Genomic DNA, 17,561 nt, shown 5'->3' on the forward strand with positions numbered 1-17,561 from the left:
CACCGGCGAACTTACATAATATACATTATGCGAAGTAATGGATCAGCGGACTGGCCCATGTGTAGTGCCCGTTGGCTGCCTTGTTGCTGCTCAGCGGAAGAGCCGCTCGCCCCCTGCCTAGCTCACTGGCCGATCGAGATGCCTGGCCGCCGGACTGTGGGACGGCAGCGCAGATAGTTCAATTCATGGTCCAGGGGCTGGACCCATGCGTTGCCCACCTTGGCGATGACCCGTCCCTCGGAGCACGACACGCCGGTCCGCCTTGCTTCCGCTGTGCCCAACTCGGGGACGTCGAGCACGGTCCGCGAAGGACGTGGATTGCCGTACAGACGTGCCCAGTTGGACTGCGTGGAAAAATCCACCTCTCGGCAGTAGTCCAGCACCCAGCGCTCTGCATTGGCCGCTAGCCGCTCGCAATCCATCTGCGGCAAGACCGGAACATTTCTACGGGGATCGACCCGCTTGGGACCCGTGCCGTGTGTGGCATTCAGCTGCGCCAGCGCCGGCGAGGCGCACGCCAACAACGCCAAGATCGCGACTTCCTTGCGCATCACTTGCTCCTCCAATGACCTTGAGCGTACCTCAGCCACGCACGTTTTGACGAACCCGGTGTCACGTCCTGCGCGTAGGCGCCAAGCGGCGTCGGAGTTGCTTCGGCCGACAGGCGCACCTTATGGGTACCTAAACCTCAAACCTCCCCGGCGCGAGCGCATCGATCATGTAGTCGATGAAGCAGGTGATGCGCGAGGCGAGCGTGGTGTTGCGGTAGTAGACGGCGTTGATCGATTGGCGCACGTCGAGGGTGGCCTTGGGCAGCAGCTGGACCAGGTCGCCGCGCTGGCGGTCGGCCGCGGTCATGAAGTCGGACAGGCAGGCGATGCCCTCGCCCGCGAGCGCCAGCTGGCGCAGGATCTCGCCGCTGGAGGAGGCCAGGTCCGGGCGGATCTGCAGCGGCTGGCCCTCGGTGTCGCGCAGCGGCCACCGGTTCAGCGACTCCGGCTGGGTGAAGCCGAGCAGCGAGTGCGCCTTCAGGTCCGAAACGCGCCTGGGCGTTCCGGCGCGCGCCAGGTAGGCCGGGCTCGCCAGCAGGCGCAGCCGGCTGGTGGCGACCGGGCGCGCATGCAGGGTCGAGTCCTTCAATGGCCCGATGCGGAACGCCACGTCGGTGCGCTTTTCCAGCAGGTCGGTGATGCCTTCGTTGCTGGCCAGCTCCAGCTCCACCTTGGGAAACCGCGCGCGGAAGCCCGCCACCCGCGGCACGATGACGTGCAGCATGAAGGGCGTCGCCGCATCCACGCGCAGGCGGCCCACGGGCTGCTGCCGCCGCGCGGCCATCTGTTCCTCGGCCGCCTCGACCGAATCCAGGATGGCACGGGCGCGGGCCAGGAACGCGGCGCCCTCCTCGGTCAGCTCCAGTCGCCGTGTGGTCCGGCGCAGCAGCGTGGTGTCCAGCTTGGTCTCCAGCCGGGCCAGGGTACGGCTGATCCCGGACACGGTCTGCTCCAGGTGCTCGGCCGCGGCGGTGATCGAGCCGGCGTCCACCACGGCGACGAAGGCCTGCAGTTCGTCCAGGGTGATCTTCATTGTTGATGCCGGATCAAAAGTGTCTGACCTATTAGGGCGTTTTTCCGGAAATGTAAAGCGCCCAGACTGCGTGCCATCGCTTCGTTCCATGAAGCGCTCTGACGTGAGTCCACCATGCCGCTCGCCCTCATCGCCCTGACCCTGGCGGCCTTCGCCATCGGCACGACCGAGTTCGTCATCGTCGGCCTGATCCCGACCATCGCGACCGATCTGGGGGTCACCCTGCCCTCCGCCGGCCTGCTGGTCAGCCTGTATGCGCTGGGGGTCGCCATCGGCGCGCCCATCCTCACGGCCATCACTGGCCGGGTGCCGCGCAAGCCGCTGCTGGTCGGGCTGATGGCCTTGTTCACCGTCGGCAACCTGGTGGCCTGGCTGGCGCCGGGCTACGCGACGCTGATCCTCGCCCGCCTGCTGACCGGGCTGGCGCATGGCGTGTTCTTCTCGGTCGGCTCCATCGTCGCCACCAGTTTGGTGCCGCGCGAGAAGGCGGCCAGCGCCATCGCTACCATGTTCAGCGGCATGACCGTGGCCTTCGTCACCGGCATCCCGCTGGGCACGTTCATCGGTCAGCACTTCGGCTGGCGCACCACGTTCCTGGCGGTGGCGGTATTCGGCCTGGTGGCGATGATCGGCGCGCAGTCGCTGGTGCCGCGAAACATCGCGCATGCCACGCCGGCCCCGCTGCACCGCCAGCTGCGCGTGCTGCTGCAGCCGCGTCTGCTGCTGGTCTACGCGATGACCGCAGTCGGCTATGGCGGCTCGCTGATCGCCTTCACCTTCCTCGCGCCCATCCTCGAAGACGTCTCGGGCTTCCGGCCGCAGATGGTGAGCCTGGTGTTGCTGGCGTATGGCGTTTCGGTGGCCATCGGCAACGTCTGGGGCGGTCGCCTGGCCGATCGCCGCGGGCCGGTCGGTGCGCTGAAAGTCATCTTCGGCCTGTTGGCGCTGGTGCTGTTGGTGCTGACCTTCACCGCCCCCTCGCCATGGCTGGTCGTGCTGACGGTGCTCGCCTGGGGCGCGGTGGCCTTCGGCAATGTGCCCGCCCTGCAGGTCTATGTGGTGAGGCAGGCCGAACAGGTGGCGCCCGATGCGACCGATGTCGCCGCCGGTTTCAACATCTCGGCCTTCAACCTGGGCGTGGCCGGCGGCTCCTGGGCCGGCGCGCAGGTGGTCGCGCATCTGGGGCTCGCCCACACGCCCTGGATCGCCGCGCTGGTGACGCTGGGCGCCCTGGGCCTGACCGTTCTCTCGGGCCGGCTGGATCGCCGCAACGCCGCGCCCCTGACCCACACCGCCTGATCTCCCCTCGCTTTCTTATCAACGCAATCGGAGCTTTTCCATGAGCATTCCTTCCTTCGGCGTCGGCACCTTCCGGCTGACCGGCCAGACCGCCATCGATTCGGTGCGCAACGCGCTGGAACTGGGCTATCGCCACATCGACACCGCGCAGATCTACGGCAACGAGGCCGAGGTCGGCCAGGCCATCGCCGAGAGCGGCGTCGCGCGCGATGCGCTGTTCCTGACCACCAAGATCTGGGTCGATCATTACGCCCGGGACAAACTGATCCCCAGCCTGCGCCAGAGCCTGGACAAGCTGCGCACCGACCGCGTGGACCTGGCCCTGATCCACTGGCCGGCACCCGGCAACGGCGTGGCGCTCGCCGAGTTCATGACGGCATTGGCCGAGGCCAGGGCGCTGGGCCTGACCCGCCAGATCGGCGTGTCCAACTTCAACATCGCCCTGACCCGCGAGGCCATCGCGGCGGTGGGCGAAGGCGAGATCGCCACCAACCAGATCGAACTGAGCCCCTACCTGCAGAGCCGCAAGCTGACCGCCTTCCTGCAGGAGCAAGGCATCGCGGTCACCTCGTACATGACCCTGGCCTACGGCAAGGTGCTCAAGGACCCGGTACTGATGCGGATCGCGGACAAGCACCAGGCCACCGTGGCCCAGGTCGCGCTGGCGTGGGCCCTGCAGCTGGGCTACGCGGTGATCCCCTCTTCGACCCGGCGCGAGAACCTGGCCAGCAACCTGCTCGCGCGCGACCTGCGGCTGGATGCCGACGACATGGCGCAGATCGCCACGCTCGAACGCAATGGCCGCGAGGTCGATCCCGCCGGCTTGGCGCCGGCCTGGGACTGACGCGTTGCCGCGCATGCCTGTCGCCGGCCTGATGGTCGCGGGCTTCCGCGCCCGGCTTGGCCGAGTCCTTTCTTCCCTACTTTTCCAAACGGCCGGCCGGCGCTCGCCCGCCCGCCGAGGAGACCCATGATGTCCAACATCCAAGACCCTCTCTTCCAGCCATATGTCTTGGGCGAGCTCGAATTGCCCAACCGCATCGTGATGCCGCCGATGACGCGCTCGCGCGCCAGCCAGCCGGGCGATGTGCCGAACGCGCTGATGGCCGCCTACTACGCCCAGCGCGCCAGCGCCGGGCTGATCGTCAGCGAAGGCACCTGGATCGCGCCGCTGGGCAAGGGCTATGCCTGGACGCCCGGCATCCACAGTCCCGCGCAGATGGAAGGCTGGCGCCAGGTGACCGAGGCCGTGCACGCCGCCGGCGGGCGGATCTTCGCCCAGCTCTGGCACGTCGGTCGGCTTAGCCACACCAGCCTGCTCGACGGGCGATCGCCGGTGTCGTCCTCGGCCATCCAGGCCGAAGGCGTCAACGTATTCGTGGCCGAACGCGACGGGAAGCCCGGCTTCGTCCAGGCCTCGATGCCGCGTGCGCTGGCCACCGAGGAAATCCCCGGCATCGTCGACGAGTTCCGCCAAGCGGCGCGCCAGGCGATGGCCGCCGGTTTCGACGGCGTCGAGCTGCACGCGGCCAACGGCTATCTGGTCAACCAGTTCATCGACTCCAACGCCAACGACCGCACCGATGCCTACGGCTGCTCGCTGGAGAACCGGCTGCGCTTCCTGGACGAAGTGGCCACGGCGCTGGTCGAAGGCACCGGGGACAGGCGCCGCGTCGGCATCCGCCTGGCCCCGCTGACCACGCTCAACGGCTGCTCGGACGCACAGCCGCAGGTCACCTACCTGGCCGCCGCCAAGCGGCTGGGCGAGATCGGCGTGGCCTACCTGCATATCGCCGAGGCCGACTGGGACGATGCGCCGCACATGCCGCTCGCGTTCAAGCAGCAGCTGCGCGCGGCCTTCCCCGGTGCGCTCATCTACGCGGGCAAGTACACCGCCGAACGTGCGCGCGCCGCGCTGGAGGAAGGCTGGGCCGATCTGATCGGCTTCGGTCGGCCCTTCGTGGCCAACCCCGATCTTCCCGAGCGTCTGCGCACCGGCGCGCCGCTCAACGCGCACGATCCGGACACGCTGTTCGGCGGCGGGGCGCACGGCCTTACCGACTACCCGGCCCTGTCCGCATCCGGGGCTGGCGGCGGCTAGAAGACGGGTCATCGGCGTTGCGTACACGCCTCGCGCGGAACTGTCTACGATGCCGTCCCCTCTCCCAGGAAAGACGGCCTTGGCGATCTATCTCATCCGGCATGGCGAGACCGAATGGTCGCGGTCCGGCCGCCACACCGGCAGCACCGATATCCCGCTGACCGAACACGGCGCGCAGACGGCAAGCGCGCTTGCGCCGCTGCTGGCCGGCGTGCGCTTGGCCAGCGTGCTGGTCAGCCCGCGCCAGCGCGCCCAGGACACCTGCCGGCTCGCTGGTCTGGGGCGCGATGCGCAGATCGAGCCGGATCTGGCCGAGTGGGACTACGGCGACTACGAAGGCCTGCGCTCGACCGAGATCCAGGCCGCGCGACCCGACTGGGACATCTGGCGCGATGGCTGCCCCGGCGGCGAATCGCCGGCGGCCGTGTCCGCGCGCGCCGACCGGCTGGTCGCGCGTCTGCGTGCGCTGCCGGGCGATGTGGCGGTTTTCAGCCACGGCCACTTCGGGCGTGTGCTGACCGCGCGTTGGCTGCGGCGGCCGGTGGACCTGGGCCAGCATCTGATCCTGGATCCGGCCACGCTGTGCGTGCTCGATCTGGACGCCCGCCACGCGAACGTGCCGGTGATCCTGCGCTGGAACGTGTCCGCGCCGCCGGCCTGATCGTTCTGGCGAGATCTGCCGCGACGGCTTTGGTGCAGCGGGGTCGTCCTGGCAAGCGCGCGAGCGCGTTCGCGCAGCACAAGTCAGGCCCGGCAATGCCCTGTGCGATTTCCTTCGCGTGATGCTTGCGGAAGGCCCGGGCCGTCATTAGAATGCCGGGCTCCCAAGACACCGGGGCCATAGCTCAGCTGGGAGAGCGCCTGCATGGCATGCAGGAGGTCGGCGGTTCGATCCCGCCTGGCTCCACCACGTTTCAATCGCAGTCGTTAGGCCCGTCTGCGAAGCAACACAGGTTTCACCGCGTCCCCATCGTCTAGAGGCCTAGGACATTACCCTTTCACGGTAGCGACCGGGGTTCGAATCCCCGTGGGGACGCCAAGTTGTACGAAGAGCGCAGCGTTGTCCGGCTGCGCTTTTTCTTGAAGTTCGGGGCCATAGCTCAGCTGGGAGAGCGCCTGCATGGCATGCAGGAGGTCGGCGGTTCGATCCCGCCTGGCTCCACCACTTCATCGCCGCATCCAAGACGCGCGGGTCGGAAGACCGACCCGTTCGCGTCAGATGTTCCAGACGCGTCCCCATCGTCTAGAGGCCTAGGACATTACCCTTTCACGGTAGCGACCGGGGTTCGAATCCCCGTGGGGACGCCAGGTTTTACGGAAAAGCGCAGCGCTCACCCGCTGCGCTTTTTTGTTTGCCGAGGTTTTGGCGTAAGCCTGCCGATGCCTTGAGCGGATCGAAGAGCTCACTTCGAACGGATCGAAGCGCTCACTTCACCAACCAGCCTCGACCCGGCCGGGCGTGGCTCCTCGGCTCGGTCCGCCATCCCTGGCGGACTCGCCGCCGCGGGCCATCCTAAGGCCCGCTTTCCGCACGCCCGACCGGGTCGGGGCGATGCGGCGAATGGATCAGGACTTCTTCCAATTCGAAGGCATCAAGCAGCGCTCTGCCCCCTCCCTTTCGCCGCAGGCGAAGGGGAGGGCCGGGGTGGGGTGCTTTTGTTCTTGCTTCGGTGGCTTGGCCGGGAAAGCCCCGACCCCTCCCCATCCCTCCCCTGCGCTGCGCGCAAGGGAGGGGGCCTCAAGTCGATGATTTCCCGTCACTGATCGCGTTTTGCGCGAGGAAAGGTTTAGAACACCCCCGCGAACCGAAGCCTGGTGACCTGACGCGCGCGGCAGCGGGCCGGCGGGCGGTGGCCGCGCCTAGCGAGGCAGGAAGCCGAGCGCCCGAGTCGGGGCAGGATGCCCCGACCGAGGGAAGAGCGGGTGCCGCTCGCCGGACCGCAGCCCTTCCGAAGCCATGGCGCCCACAGTTGAAGCCGTAGCCGCCGCAGTCGAAGCTATATCGCTCACAGTTGAATCTACAGCGCTCCCCGCAAAAGCGCGAGATGCAGGCAAGCTCGACATGCAAGTCGCGAGCGCGAGGTCAGCAAGCATTAGCCCCACATGAAGACGCACGCGCCCGAATCTTCATGCCCACACCACCCCGGTTTCATCAAAATAAACAGGCGCAACGCCGTGCTTGCGATGTCACCCCGCGTTCCGCCTGCCGATCCCTAGGAGTCTCGATGTCGAAGCCACCCAGTGCTCTGTTCGCCCGCCATGAAACCGCTTTCGCCAGCTGGATCCGGCGCAACGGCTATGCGCCCGCGGAGGCTGTCGAGTACTTCTTGAACGACTCGCCCTACTTTAAGGGCGAGACCGAGCATCTGGATGCGCAGCAGCGTGCGGAGCTGGTGGAGCAGGCCCGCGTGTTCCTGAGCAAGCTCAGCACCGAGAACCACTTCGCCATGCAGTTCCCCACGGTGTATCTGTGCACCGACAAGCAGGGGCGCCGGCTGCGCTACACCATCACCATGACCATCGGCGAAGACAAGGCCGAGTGGATCGGCCGCGTGTGGGCGGGCAGCGAGTATCTGGGCGAAGTGGCCGGCAGCGGCAGCGGCCCGAAGGCCAACTACCTGGCCCTGGCGCGCATGCATGTTGAGTCGCAGATCGACTGCGCCGACGCGATCGTCAAGCGCCCCCTGCCCGACTTCTGGTAAGCGCCCGCCTCAGGCGAGCGCGGACGCCTCGGCATCGACCGCGTCGACGCGGCGCAGCGTGGCCACACCGTGGCCGCGCTCGGACAGGTACTCCAGCCACTTGCCCAGGAAGGTGTTCATGCGCATGCGGTGGCTGATCAGCTCGGCCGGCGGCGGGAACAACCCGATCACGTCCTGCCAGCGCCGCCCCACGTAGCAGTGCGTGGCCTCGGCCTGGCGCGCATCGCGGTACACCCGCACGAACGCCGACGGATCCGGCTCGCCGGTCTGCGGATCGATCAGGCCGTAGGTCAGGCGCAGCTCGACCGTGTAGCGGTGGGTCTCGATCACGTCCACCCGAAGATCCAGGCCATCGCCGATGCTGGACACGTACTGGCCCGGCGCCAGGTCGATCGGAGCGAACAGCCGCGCCAACCGGCCGTAGTTTTCCGCGTACAGCCCCATCAGCCAGCCGAAGCGGCCCAGCTTGGGGAGGTGCGCGGCGCGGGAGAGCGTCAATGCCATGGGGGGATCCTACACGCTGGCAGGCGCATGCGGCAGCATTGACGCCCGGTGGGTTGTGCACCTAACGTGGAGGTCCGCCCGCGTTTTTCCAACCGCCGGGCCGGCACCGTTTCCAGCGCCGTAAAGCCGGGCAGATGCCAGCGGCTTCAGAGCATTTCGCGCTGCAGGCCCAGGGTGGACATCACCTTGCTGGCGATTTCCTCGATTGAAGTGTGGGTCGTGCTCAGCGTGGGCAGCCGCTCGGTGCGGAACATGTCCTCCGCCGCGGCGACCTCGCGTTTGCAGGTCTCGAACTTCGCGTAGCTCGAGTTGGGCCGGCGCTCCTGGCGGATCTGGCACAGCCTGTCCGGGTCGATGGTGAGGCCGAAGAGCTTCTTGCGGTACGGGCGCAGCCTCGCGGGCAGCCGGTCGGTTTCCAGATCCTGATCGGTGAGTGGGTAATTTGCCGCCTTAACCCCGTAATGCAACGCCAGATAGACGCAGGTGGGCGTCTTGCCGGCGCGCGACACCGCGACCAGGATCAGGTCGGCCTCGTCGTAGTTGATCGCCACGCCATCGTCGTGGGTCAACGCGAAGTTCATCGCGTTGATACGGCGGTGATAGGCCTCGAAATTGACGATGCCGTGCGCCTGGCCCACGCGCGACTGGCGCACCGCGCCCAGCTCGCGCTCCATCGGATCGATGAAGGGCGCGAAGACATCGAGCATCAGCGCACCGCTGGAGGCCAGCGCCTGGGCGATGGACGGATCGACGATCGAGTGGATCACGATCGGGCGCGCATCGTGGCGCAGGCCCGCTTCGCGGATGCGTTCGATCGCATCGCTGGCTTTTTCCGGATCGTCGACGAACGGAATCCGGTCGGTGATGAAGGAGAAACCGGAGAACTGCGTGAGCAGGCTATGCCCAATGGTTTCAACGGTGATACCGGTTCCATCCGAGACATAGAACACCGGCCGGACACTCGACATTGCCTTCATCCTGTCTGTTGAAACTGAAAACCCCGCCAATTCAAGCTTGTGATGCTTGTTTTGGCACTGCATCATAACCGCCTTTCCCCCTAGGACGCGGCCCGACGCTGCAACCCCACCGGGTGTGGCAACGGCTGCTATCGGAGCGTAGCGCTTGAACCAGAACATCCTGTGGCTGCATGAGCTTGGCTTGTCGGATTTGGCCCGCGTGGGCGGCAAGAATTCCTCGCTGGGCGAGATGATCGGCAACCTGGCCCAGCTGGGCGTGTCGGTGCCTGGCGGCTACGCCACCACGGCCGAGGCGTTCAAGGACTTCATCGCGCACAACGATCTGTCCAAGCGCATCTTCGACAAGCTCGAGACGCTGGATGTCGAGGACGTCGGCGCGCTGACCGCGGCCGGCAAGGAGATCCGCGGCTGGGTCATCGATGCCCCGCTGCAGCCCGAGCTGGACAAGGACATCCGCAGCGCCTATGCGCAGCTGTCCGCCGAGAACGGCGGCGGCGATGTGGCCGTGGCGGTGCGTTCGTCGGCCACCGCCGAGGACCTGCCCGATGCGTCCTTCGCCGGACAGCAGGAGACCTTCCTCAACGTCACCGGCGCCGATGATGTCGTGCACAAGGTCAAGGAAGTCTTCGCCTCGCTCTACAACGACCGCGCGATCGCCTACCGCGTGCACCATGGCTTCAAGCACGAGGACGTGTTCCTCTCGGCCGGCGTGCAGCTGATGGTGCGCTCGGATGTGGGCGCCTCGGGCGTGCTGTTCACCCTGGACACCGAGTCCGGCTTCCGCGACGTGGTGTTCGTCACCTCCTCCTTCGGCTTGGGCGAGATGGTCGTGCAGGGCGCGGTCAATCCCGACGAGTTCTACGTTTACAAGCCCACGCTCAGCGCCGGCAAGCCGGCGATCCTGCGCCGCTCGCTGGGCAGCAAGCAGGTACGCATGGTCTATTCGGATGTGCCGGGCGAGCGCGTGCGCATCGAGGACACGCCCGGCGAGCTGCGCAACACCTTCTCCATCAGCGATGAGGATGTGCAGGAGCTGTCCAAGCAGGCGCTGATCATCGAGAAGCACTACAAGCGCCCGATGGATATCGAATGGGCCAAGGACGGGGTCAGCGGCAAGCTGTTCATCGTGCAGGCGCGCCCGGAGACGGTGAAGTCGCGCAGCCATGCGACCCAGATCGAGCGCTTTGCGCTGTCGGCCAAGGGCGCCAAGGTGCTGGCCGAAGGCCGCGCGGTGGGCGCCAAGATCGGTGCCGGCGTGGCGCGCGTGGTGCGCTCGCTGGAGGACATGGACCGCGTGCAGCCGGGCGATGTGCTGTTCGCCGACATGACCGATCCGGACTGGGAGCCGGTGATGAAGCGCGCCAGCGCCATCGTCACCAACCGCGGCGGCCGCACCTGCCATGCCGCGATCATCGCGCGCGAGCTCGGCGTGCCGGCCGTGGTCGGTTCGGGCAATGCGACCGAGCTGGTCCAGGACGGCCAGGAAGTCACCGTCAGCTGCGCCGAGGGCGACACCGGCTTCATCTACGACGGCGTGCTGGAGTTCGAGCGCACCACCACGGACCTGGGCAACATGCCGCCGGCGCCGCTGAAGATCATGATGAACGTCGCCAACCCCGAGCGCGCGTTCGACTTCGGCCAGCTGCCCAATGCCGGCATCGGCCTGGCGCGCCTGGAGATGATCATCGCCAGCCACATCGGCATCCATCCCAAGGCGCTGCTCGAGTACGACCAGCAGGACGCGGCGACCAGGAAGAAGATCGACGCCAAGATCGCCGGCTACGGCGCGCCGGTGGACTTCTACGTCAACCGCCTGGCCGAGGGCATCGCCACGCTGACCGCCTCGGTCGCGCCCAATCCGGTGATCGTGCGCCTGTCGGACTTCAAGTCCAACGAGTACGCCAACCTGATCGGCGGCACGCGCTACGAGCCGGAGGAAGAGAACCCGATGATCGGCTTCCGCGGCGCCAGCCGTTACGTCGATCCCTCCTTCACCGATGCCTTCGCGCTGGAGTGCCGCGCGGTGCTGAAGGTGCGCAACGAGATGGGCCTGGACAACCTCTGGGTCATGATCCCGTTCGTGCGCACGCTGGAGGAAGGCCGCAAGGTGGTTGAGGTGCTGGAGGCCAACGGCCTGAAGCAGGGCGAGAACGGCCTGAAGATCATCATGATGTGCGAGGTGCCGTCCAACGCGCTGCTGGCCGAGGAGTTCCTGGAGATCTTCGATGGCTTCTCGATCGGCTCCAACGACCTGACCCAGCTCACTCTGGGCCTGGACCGCGACTCGTCGATCGTCGCGCACCTGTTCGACGAGCGGAATCCGGCGGTCAAGAAGCTGCTGTCGATGGCGATCAAGGCCGCGCGCGCCAAGGGCAAGTACGTGGGCATCTGCGGTCAGGGTCCCTCGGACCATCCCGACCTGGCCGAGTGGCTGATGAAGGAAGGCATCGAGTCGGTCTCGCTCAATCCCGACACCGTGGTCGATACCTGGCTGGCGCTGGCCAAGACCAAGGCCGCATGATGGGGGCGATGCACGCGCTGCTGGCCGCGACGACCGCCGCGCCGGCACCGGCCAGGGCGGCCGGCGCACCGGCGTTCGACTGGAGCACGGTGGACTGGGCCGGGATCCTCCTCAACTGGGGGATCGCGCTGGTCATCGTGGTGGTGGGCATGTGGCTGTCCAAGCGCCTGAGCCTGGCGCTGGAGCGTGCCCTGACCCGCGCCCGCGTGGAGAGCACGCTCAGCAGCTTCCTGCGCAACGTGTCCTATGCGGTGCTGCTGGTGCTGGTGTTCGTCAGCGCGCTGACCAAGATCGGCGTGCCGGCGACCTCGCTGGCCACCGTGCTGGGCGCCGCCGGCCTGGCCGTCGGCCTGGCGCTGAAGGACTCGCTGTCCAACATCGCCTCGGGCGTGATGCTGATCGTGCTGCGGCCGATGCGCGACGGCGACCATGTGGTCGCGGCCGGCCAGGAGGGCATCGTCGATGAGATCCGCGTGTTCCAGACGCGCATCCGCGCCTTCGACCAGCGCGTGATCACCCTGCCCAACAGCACCATCACCACCGCGCCGATCATCAACTATTCCACCCTGCCCACGCGCCGGCTGGAGATCACGGTGGGCGTGGGCTACGACGACGACCTCAAGCAGGCACAGCGCATCTTGCTGGAGATCGCCGAGCAGAATCCGCTGGTGCTGAAGGACCCCAAGCCGTTCGTGCAGGTCACCAACCTGGGCGAGAGCAGCGTGGACCTGATGCTGTTCGCCTATGCCAGCAACGGCGATTTCGGCAGCGCCAAGAGCACGGTGATCGAGGCCATCCGCAACCAGCTGCTGGAGCAGGGCCTGTCCATCCCCTACCCGCAGCGCGATCTGCATGTCTATCATCACGACGCCGACGGGCGGCCGCTGGCCGAGGTGCTGACCAAGGCGGTGACCGACGATGGCGATACGGGCGCGGGGCCGGGTGCGGCCAAGGGCAATTAGCGCGCGGCTTCATCGTGTGAGTTGAACAGCAAGAAGGCGGCCTTGGCCGCCTTCTTGCTATCCGTAGCTGGGTGGGAGCAAGTGTCTCCTCAAATCTCGCGGCGGTCCGCCTGTAGAGCGGAGCTTGCTCCGCTGAGGCTTTCCCGCGAATTGAACGAAGAGCAGCGGAGCAAGCTCCGCTCTACAGGTGGGAGCCGCCCGTGGCGGCGACGGGCTTTCCCCGGTTTCTCGGCCCCCTAGCTGCACCCAGACGTTAGCCTTCCCTTCCTGAGGAGACCCACCCGTCGTTCCCGCGAACGCGGGAACCCGGCGTCTTGATCCACCGCGCGAAAGTCCCTGGATTCCCGCCTCCGCGGGAATGACGGTAGGAAGTGGCTGGCGTCTGTCAGTCGCCGCCCTTGTGTGAGCCGCCATGGCGGCGATGGGGCTTTCCTAGTGGAGCCTCATCGCCACAATGGCGGTTCCCACCGAGCTAAGTTTGCCGCGAGATTGCAGCGTGCTCAGCCCTGCTCTGGCAGCGCCAGCTGCGCCAGGTAGCGGCGGTAGTGGCGCAGCTCGGCGATCGAGTCGTGCACATCGCTCAGCGCCGTGTGCGAGGACTGCTTCTTGACGCCCTCCAGCACCTGCGGCGCCCAGCGCCGCGCCAGTTCCTTGAGCGTGCTCACGTCCAGGTTGCGGTAGTGGAAGTAGCGCTCCAGGCGCGGCATCAGCCGGTGCAGGAAGCGGCGGTCCTGGCAGATCGAGTTGCCGCACATCGGCGAGGCGTTGGCCGGCACCCAGCGCGCCAGGAACTCCACGGTCGCCGCCTCGGCCTGGCCCAGGGTCACGGTGCTGGACACCACCCGGTCCCACAGCCCGGAGCGCCGGTGCTGGTTGCGGTTCCATTCGTCCATGCGCTCCAGCGCGTCGAGCGGATGGGCGATGGCGAACTCGGGTCCCTCGGCCAGGATGTTGAGCTGGGAATCGGTCACGACCGTGGCGATTTCCAGGATCGAATCGCGGTCCGTGTCCAGTCCTGTCATCTCAAGATCGATCCAGATCAGGTGGCTGGCGTTGAGGGCTGTGGTCATGGCGAAGAAGTGAGCGGAACAGTCGTTCATCATAGCGCAGCGCTTCTGCGCGGCCGTCGGCGCCGGCTGTCCGGTGCAGGGACGCGCTCGCGTTATGGACGATGCAGATCAGCCATTACGGAGCCCGGCGTGCGCAACCCGCCTTACTTGCAGCCCGCGGCGGACGCCGGTGCATTGTCCACAAGTCCTATCCCCACAGCGACGCGTCAGCGCGACGGTGGGAATGTGGGAGCCGCCATGGCGGCAACGGGGCTGTATCGGGAAAGCCTCATCGCCGCCGTGGCGGCTCCCACGGAAGCGGAACGGCGTGATGTGAGCGTCGGCAAGGAGCACATGCCGGCGCTGGATGGCGTGCGCGGGCTGGCGGCGCTGGCGGTGGTGGTCTCGCATCTTCCGGGCAAGTCCCCGGCCTGGGATCGGGTGAACTTCGGTGCGTGCGGGGTGCTGCTGTTCTTCGCGCTCAGCGGCTTTCTGATGGCCTACCTGCATCTGCACCAGGACTTCAACGCGCAGACGGTGCGCCGCTTCTGCGTGGCGCGGGTGGCGCGCATCGTGCCGGTGTACTACCTAGTGGTGGTGCTGTCGTTCCTGGTCTCGCACTTCGTCCACCAGGGCTTCCACTACCAGATGGATGCGGCGCAGCTGGTGCGGCATCTGGCCTTCGTCGGTTCGGTCGGGGTGTTCTGGTCGGTGGGGCCGGAGTTCCAGTTCTACGGCTTCTTCGTGCTGCTCTGGGGGCTGGCGCTGCTGCGGGGCACGCCGCGGACCCTGGCGCTGGGCGCGCTGGGGCTGTTCGTCGTGGCCAGCTACGCCACCTCGCCTGCCCTGCCCGGCGTGCTGTTCGTGACCAAGCTGCATATCTTCCTTGCCGGCGTGGCGGTGGCCATGCTGCGCTGGCGCCTGCTGCAGCGCCCGGCGCTGTTGCGGCCTGCGACCATCGGCGGCCTGCAGCTGCTGGCCTGCCTGGGCGTGGTGCTGCTGCTGATCCCTTATCAGCACATGCTGCTGCCGCTGTTCCCGGCCGGCGAGGTCGCGGAGCATGAGCACTGGTACTACTCCGATCTGGCGCGCACGCTGATGGCGGCCCTGGCGGTGCTGGCCTTCTCCTTCCGCACCCGCGTGTCGGACGCCTTGCTGGCCAATGCCGCGGTGCGCGAGCTGGGGCGCATCAGCTTCTCGCTCTACCTGCTGCACATGCCGGTACTGGACGCGATGCAGGCGCTGGGCCTGTTCGGCCGGATCAATCCCTGGATCGCCGGAATCGGCTGCGTCCTGGCGAGCGTGGCGCTGGCCGCCCTGGTCAATCGGGCGATCGAGACGCCTGCGCGGCGCTGGGTAACCCGCCGGCTGGGCGCATCGCATCCCGTCCCCGCAGGCTGAGGGCGCGGATCGGCGCTGCGGCCGGTCTGCCGGTCAGTCCAGCAGCGGCCTGCCGCGTTTGGCGCGGAAGTAGTTGGTCAGGCGGCGGCCCGCCTCCTCGCCCAGCACCCCGCCGGTGACCTGCACGCGATGGTTGTGGCGCGGGTCTGCGAGCAGGTCGAACACACTGCCGGCCGCGCCGGTCTTGGGATCGGAAGCGGCATAGACCACGCGCGCCAGCCGGGCATGGACCATGGCCATGGCGCACATCGCGCAGGGTTCGAGCGTGACGTAGAGCGTGCAGCCCACCAGCCGATGGTTGCGCAGATGCGCCCCGCCCTGGCGCATGGCGACGATCTCGGCGTGCGCGCTCGGGTCGTGGTCGCAGCGGTTGCGGTTGCCGCCCTGGCCGATGCAGTGGCCGTCGGCATCGATGAGCACCGCGCCGACCGGGATCTCGTCCAGCTCGTGCTGGGCCTGATCGGCCACGGCGAAGGCCTGACGCATCCAGGCCTCGTCCTGGGCATCGGGCGCGCGGGCGATGGCCTCGGCGGCGGGATCCATGACGACACGGTCTCTTGAGGGGGACGAGAGCGCGATTCTACGCGGCGCCCCTGCGCCGTTCACGCCGCGCTACCCGGATGCAGCGACAATTCGACCTGCACCAGCACCGCTGACGTGCGGCCCCGGGCCAACGACCCCGCCGCAGACGCAACGCGAATGCCGCCCACGCGCGGCCCCTCTAGCGCAGCGTCATGATCGATCAGCCTTCTCCTTCGACCCCGGTTCTCCAGGCAAGTCCTGCACTGCGTCTGGCGGCCGGTCGTGGCCCGGCGCGCTCGATCCGGCCTGCCCTCCCGTCCATCCACCCCATGGAGGCACCATGAGCTACACCCTGCCCGATCTCCCCTACGCCTACGACGCGCTGGAACCCAACATCGACGCCAAGACGATGGAGATCCACCACAGCAAGCACCACCAGACCTACGTCAACTCGCTCAACGCGGCGGTGGAAGGCACGCCGTGGGCCGAGCTGCCGGTCGAGGAACTGGTGGCGCGCATCGGCGAACTGCCCGACAAGCTCAAGGGCCCGGTCACCAATCATGGCGGCGGCCACGCCAACCATTCGCTGTTCTGGACGGTGATGTCGCCCAAGGGCGGCGGTGAACCCAGCGGCGAACTGGCCGCGGCGATCGACGCCGAGCTGGGCGGCTTCGAGGCGTTCAAGAAGGCCTTCACCCAGGCGGCGATCACCCGCTTCGGCAGCGGTTGGGCCTGGCTGTGCGTGGACAAGGCCGGCAAGCTCAGCGTGGAGAACAGCGCCAACCAGGACAGCCCGCTGATGCAGGGCCTCACGCCCATCCTGGGCCTGGACGTGTGGGAACACGCCTACTACCTCAAGTACCAGAACCGCCGGCCCGAATATATCGAGGCCTTCTACAAGGTGGTCGACTGGACCGAGGTGGCGCGCCGCTACCAGGCCGCCAAGCAGGGCTGAGTTGTTGCGGCGGGCGCGCTGCGACGGCGCGCCCACCGCTTCGATCGCGTGGTGCGGGACGCGGCCTGGTCGCGGCCCGCATCCGCCAGGCGGCTCGCTACTCCACGTCCGCCTTGACCTGCGCGTGGCTCATCAGCGCGAAGATGAAGGTGCCGCCGAGCACGTTGCCGACCAGGGCCGGCAGCACCACGCCGACGAGCGAAGGCCAGACCTGCGCCTGGCCGAGCAGGATCACGTACATCACCTCGATCGTGCCCACCACCACGTGGGCCACGCCGGCCACGCCCATCAGCCAGGTCACGATCACGATCATCGCCAGCTTGTTCTGTTCGATCGCGTGCAGCATCCACACCAGCGTGGCGATCAGCCAGCCGGCCAGCACTGCGGTGCCGAAGGTCGTGGCCAGCGGCACCTGGCCCAGGTGCAGGCCGATCTCCAGCAGCGCCTTGTCCACCTCGGGCGTGAACATCGGCAGCCAGGCGAACACCGCCGCGGCGATGAAGCCGCCCACCAGATTGCCCAGCAGCACGATGCCCCACAGCCGCAGCAGCCGGCCCAGGCTGTACAGGCTAAAGTTGCGCATCACCGGCAGGACCGGGGTGATGGTGTTCTCGGTGAACAGCTGCTGCCCGGCGCTGATGACGAAGACGAAGCCCAGCGCATAGCCGGCGGCCTCGATCAGGAACGCGGCCGGCGCATCCGGCAGATACGCCTGCAGCAGCGCCCGGCCCAGGAAGGACATGCTCATCGTCATGCCCGCGGCGATGGCCGACCAGAACAACGCGAAGAAGTCGCGCGCCAGCTCCTTCTCGCCCTGCCGGCTGATGCGCTCGTGCACCGCGGCCGCCTTGGAGGGCGCGCGTTCCTCGAGCTCTTCCTCGCGGACATTGTCCAGCTCCGCGACCGGTTCGGCCATGGCGGTGATCCAGGGTGTGGGGGGCGCACATCGTGGAAGCGAAGGTGTCTCCAAAGCGTGCACGAAGG

Annotated in this window: 16 protein-coding genes and 4 tRNA genes; 13 read left to right on the forward strand and 7 right to left on the reverse strand. The window is 67.6% G+C overall.

Annotated features, from left to right (window positions below; translation table 11 throughout):
* Positions 1 to 122: 122 nt before the first annotated feature.
* On the reverse strand, positions 123 to 551 hold the full coding sequence (locus WFQ05_RS02685) for a hypothetical protein (RefSeq protein ID WP_337052541.1): 429 nt from the start codon (positions 549 to 551) through the stop codon (positions 123 to 125).
* A gap of 130 nt (positions 552 to 681) precedes the next feature.
* The gene (locus tag WFQ05_RS02690) at positions 682 to 1,584 is read right to left on the reverse strand and encodes a LysR substrate-binding domain-containing protein (RefSeq protein ID WP_337052542.1); all 903 of its coding nucleotides are present in this window, start codon (positions 1,582 to 1,584) and stop codon (positions 682 to 684) included.
* A gap of 114 nt (positions 1,585 to 1,698) precedes the next feature.
* Here WFQ05_RS02690 and WFQ05_RS02695 point away from each other — a divergent pair, with 114 nt between their 5' ends.
* The 9 genes from WFQ05_RS02695 (at position 1,699) to WFQ05_RS02735 (ending at position 7,686) form a co-directional block, all read left to right on the forward strand.
* Entirely contained in the window at positions 1,699 to 2,883 is a 1,185-nt protein-coding gene (locus tag WFQ05_RS02695) for an MFS transporter (RefSeq protein WP_337052543.1), read from the forward strand.
* Between the two features lie 40 nt (positions 2,884 to 2,923).
* Positions 2,924 to 3,727, forward strand: coding sequence for a 2,5-didehydrogluconate reductase DkgB (gene dkgB / locus WFQ05_RS02700; protein WP_337052544.1), 804 nt, complete (start codon positions 2,924 to 2,926; stop codon positions 3,725 to 3,727).
* Positions 3,728 to 3,856: 129 nt separating this feature from the next.
* Positions 3,857 to 4,984 carry an alkene reductase gene (locus WFQ05_RS02705; protein ID WP_337052546.1) on the forward strand — a complete coding sequence of 376 codons (1,128 nt, stop codon included), beginning with the start codon at positions 3,857 to 3,859 and terminating at the stop codon, positions 4,982 to 4,984.
* Positions 4,985 to 5,063: 79 nt separating this feature from the next.
* Entirely contained in the window at positions 5,064 to 5,645 is a 582-nt protein-coding gene (locus WFQ05_RS02710) for a histidine phosphatase family protein (RefSeq protein WP_337052547.1), read from the forward strand.
* A gap of 173 nt (positions 5,646 to 5,818) precedes the next feature.
* Positions 5,819 to 5,894 (forward strand) — tRNA-Ala (locus WFQ05_RS02715).
* 53 nt (positions 5,895 to 5,947) lie between these two features.
* Positions 5,948 to 6,023: transfer RNA gene (locus WFQ05_RS02720), tRNA-Glu, on the forward strand.
* A gap of 50 nt (positions 6,024 to 6,073) precedes the next feature.
* Positions 6,074 to 6,149: transfer RNA gene (locus WFQ05_RS02725), tRNA-Ala, on the forward strand.
* 67 nt (positions 6,150 to 6,216) lie between these two features.
* A tRNA-Glu gene (locus WFQ05_RS02730) sits at positions 6,217 to 6,292 on the forward strand.
* Between the two features lie 917 nt (positions 6,293 to 7,209).
* Positions 7,210 to 7,686, forward strand: a complete 477-nt coding sequence (locus WFQ05_RS02735; protein ID WP_337052548.1) for a hypothetical protein — start codon at positions 7,210 to 7,212, stop codon at positions 7,684 to 7,686.
* 9 nt (positions 7,687 to 7,695) lie between these two features.
* On the opposite strand, the gene WFQ05_RS02740 is transcribed toward WFQ05_RS02735, so the two are convergent.
* A complete protein-coding gene (locus WFQ05_RS02740; protein WP_130518411.1) occupies positions 7,696 to 8,190 on the reverse strand; it encodes a DUF1249 domain-containing protein in 495 nt (164 codons plus the stop codon).
* Positions 8,191 to 8,336: 146 nt separating this feature from the next.
* The gene (locus WFQ05_RS02745; protein ID WP_130518795.1) at positions 8,337 to 9,158 is read right to left on the reverse strand and encodes a pyruvate, water dikinase regulatory protein; all 822 of its coding nucleotides are present in this window, start codon (positions 9,156 to 9,158) and stop codon (positions 8,337 to 8,339) included.
* Positions 9,159 to 9,312: 154 nt separating this feature from the next.
* Between WFQ05_RS02745 and ppsA the strand changes: the two genes are divergently transcribed.
* Both ppsA and WFQ05_RS02755 read left to right on the forward strand, forming a co-directional pair.
* Complete coding sequence (ppsA, locus tag WFQ05_RS02750; RefSeq protein ID WP_337052549.1) at positions 9,313 to 11,688, forward strand: phosphoenolpyruvate synthase; 2,376 nt, start codon at positions 9,313 to 9,315, stop codon at positions 11,686 to 11,688.
* An 8-nt stretch (positions 11,689 to 11,696) separates the two neighbouring features.
* A complete protein-coding gene (locus WFQ05_RS02755; RefSeq protein WP_235872354.1) occupies positions 11,697 to 12,650 on the forward strand; it encodes a mechanosensitive ion channel family protein in 954 nt (317 codons plus the stop codon).
* 500 nt (positions 12,651 to 13,150) lie between these two features.
* Here the strand turns inward: WFQ05_RS02755 and orn are convergent, their stop codons facing one another.
* The gene (gene orn, locus WFQ05_RS02760; protein WP_130522547.1) at positions 13,151 to 13,720 is read right to left on the reverse strand and encodes an oligoribonuclease; all 570 of its coding nucleotides are present in this window, start codon (positions 13,718 to 13,720) and stop codon (positions 13,151 to 13,153) included.
* 312 nt (positions 13,721 to 14,032) lie between these two features.
* Here orn and WFQ05_RS02765 point away from each other — a divergent pair, with 312 nt between their 5' ends.
* Positions 14,033 to 15,100 carry an acyltransferase gene (locus WFQ05_RS02765; protein ID WP_337052550.1) on the forward strand — a complete coding sequence of 356 codons (1,068 nt, stop codon included), beginning with the start codon at positions 14,033 to 14,035 and terminating at the stop codon, positions 15,098 to 15,100.
* A gap of 33 nt (positions 15,101 to 15,133) precedes the next feature.
* Here WFQ05_RS02765 and tadA read toward each other — a convergent pair whose 3' ends face one another.
* Positions 15,134 to 15,643 (reverse strand): tRNA adenosine(34) deaminase TadA, encoded by a 510-nt coding sequence (gene tadA, locus WFQ05_RS02770; protein WP_130531445.1) that lies wholly within the window; start codon positions 15,641 to 15,643, stop codon positions 15,134 to 15,136.
* Between the two features lie 319 nt (positions 15,644 to 15,962).
* Between tadA and WFQ05_RS02775 the strand changes: the two genes are divergently transcribed.
* Positions 15,963 to 16,577, forward strand: coding sequence for a superoxide dismutase (locus tag WFQ05_RS02775; RefSeq protein WP_337052551.1), 615 nt, complete (start codon positions 15,963 to 15,965; stop codon positions 16,575 to 16,577).
* A gap of 97 nt (positions 16,578 to 16,674) precedes the next feature.
* Here the strand turns inward: WFQ05_RS02775 and WFQ05_RS02780 are convergent, their stop codons facing one another.
* Positions 16,675 to 17,493, reverse strand: coding sequence for a formate/nitrite transporter family protein (locus WFQ05_RS02780; protein ID WP_130522551.1), 819 nt, complete (start codon positions 17,491 to 17,493; stop codon positions 16,675 to 16,677).
* Between the last annotated feature and the right edge of the window lie 68 nt (positions 17,494 to 17,561).

It is taken from the genome of Pseudoxanthomonas sp. USHLN014, from assembly GCF_037153335.1.
Taxonomy (GTDB): domain Bacteria; phylum Pseudomonadota; class Gammaproteobacteria; order Xanthomonadales; family Xanthomonadaceae; genus Pseudoxanthomonas_A; species Pseudoxanthomonas_A winnipegensis.

What these genes read in the sequence shown, in the direction of transcription:
- WFQ05_RS02685 (WP_337052541.1), bottom strand. Translation starts at nt 551, where the DNA reads ATGCGCAAGGAAGTCGCGATCTTGGCGTTGTTGGCGTGCGCCTCGCCG.
- WFQ05_RS02690 (WP_337052542.1), bottom strand. Translation starts at nt 1,584, where the DNA reads ATGAAGATCACCCTGGACGAACTGCAGGCCTTCGTCGCCGTGGTGGAC.
- WFQ05_RS02695 (WP_337052543.1), top strand. Translation starts at nt 1,699, where the DNA reads ATGCCGCTCGCCCTCATCGCCCTGACCCTGGCGGCCTTCGCCATCGGC.
- dkgB (WP_337052544.1), top strand. Translation starts at nt 2,924, where the DNA reads ATGAGCATTCCTTCCTTCGGCGTCGGCACCTTCCGGCTGACCGGCCAG.
- WFQ05_RS02705 (WP_337052546.1), top strand. Translation starts at nt 3,857, where the DNA reads ATGTCCAACATCCAAGACCCTCTCTTCCAGCCATATGTCTTGGGCGAG.
- WFQ05_RS02735 (WP_337052548.1), top strand. Translation starts at nt 7,210, where the DNA reads ATGTCGAAGCCACCCAGTGCTCTGTTCGCCCGCCATGAAACCGCTTTC.
- WFQ05_RS02740 (WP_130518411.1), bottom strand. Translation starts at nt 8,190, where the DNA reads ATGGCATTGACGCTCTCCCGCGCCGCGCACCTCCCCAAGCTGGGCCGC.
- WFQ05_RS02745 (WP_130518795.1), bottom strand. Translation starts at nt 9,158, where the DNA reads ATGTCGAGTGTCCGGCCGGTGTTCTATGTCTCGGATGGAACCGGTATC.
- WFQ05_RS02755 (WP_235872354.1), top strand. Translation starts at nt 11,697, where the DNA reads ATGCACGCGCTGCTGGCCGCGACGACCGCCGCGCCGGCACCGGCCAGG.
- orn (WP_130522547.1), bottom strand. Translation starts at nt 13,720, where the DNA reads ATGACCACAGCCCTCAACGCCAGCCACCTGATCTGGATCGATCTTGAG.
- tadA (WP_130531445.1), bottom strand. Translation starts at nt 15,643, where the DNA reads ATGGATCCCGCCGCCGAGGCCATCGCCCGCGCGCCCGATGCCCAGGAC.
- WFQ05_RS02775 (WP_337052551.1), top strand. Translation starts at nt 15,963, where the DNA reads ATGAGCTACACCCTGCCCGATCTCCCCTACGCCTACGACGCGCTGGAA.
- WFQ05_RS02780 (WP_130522551.1), bottom strand. Translation starts at nt 17,493, where the DNA reads ATGGCCGAACCGGTCGCGGAGCTGGACAATGTCCGCGAGGAAGAGCTC.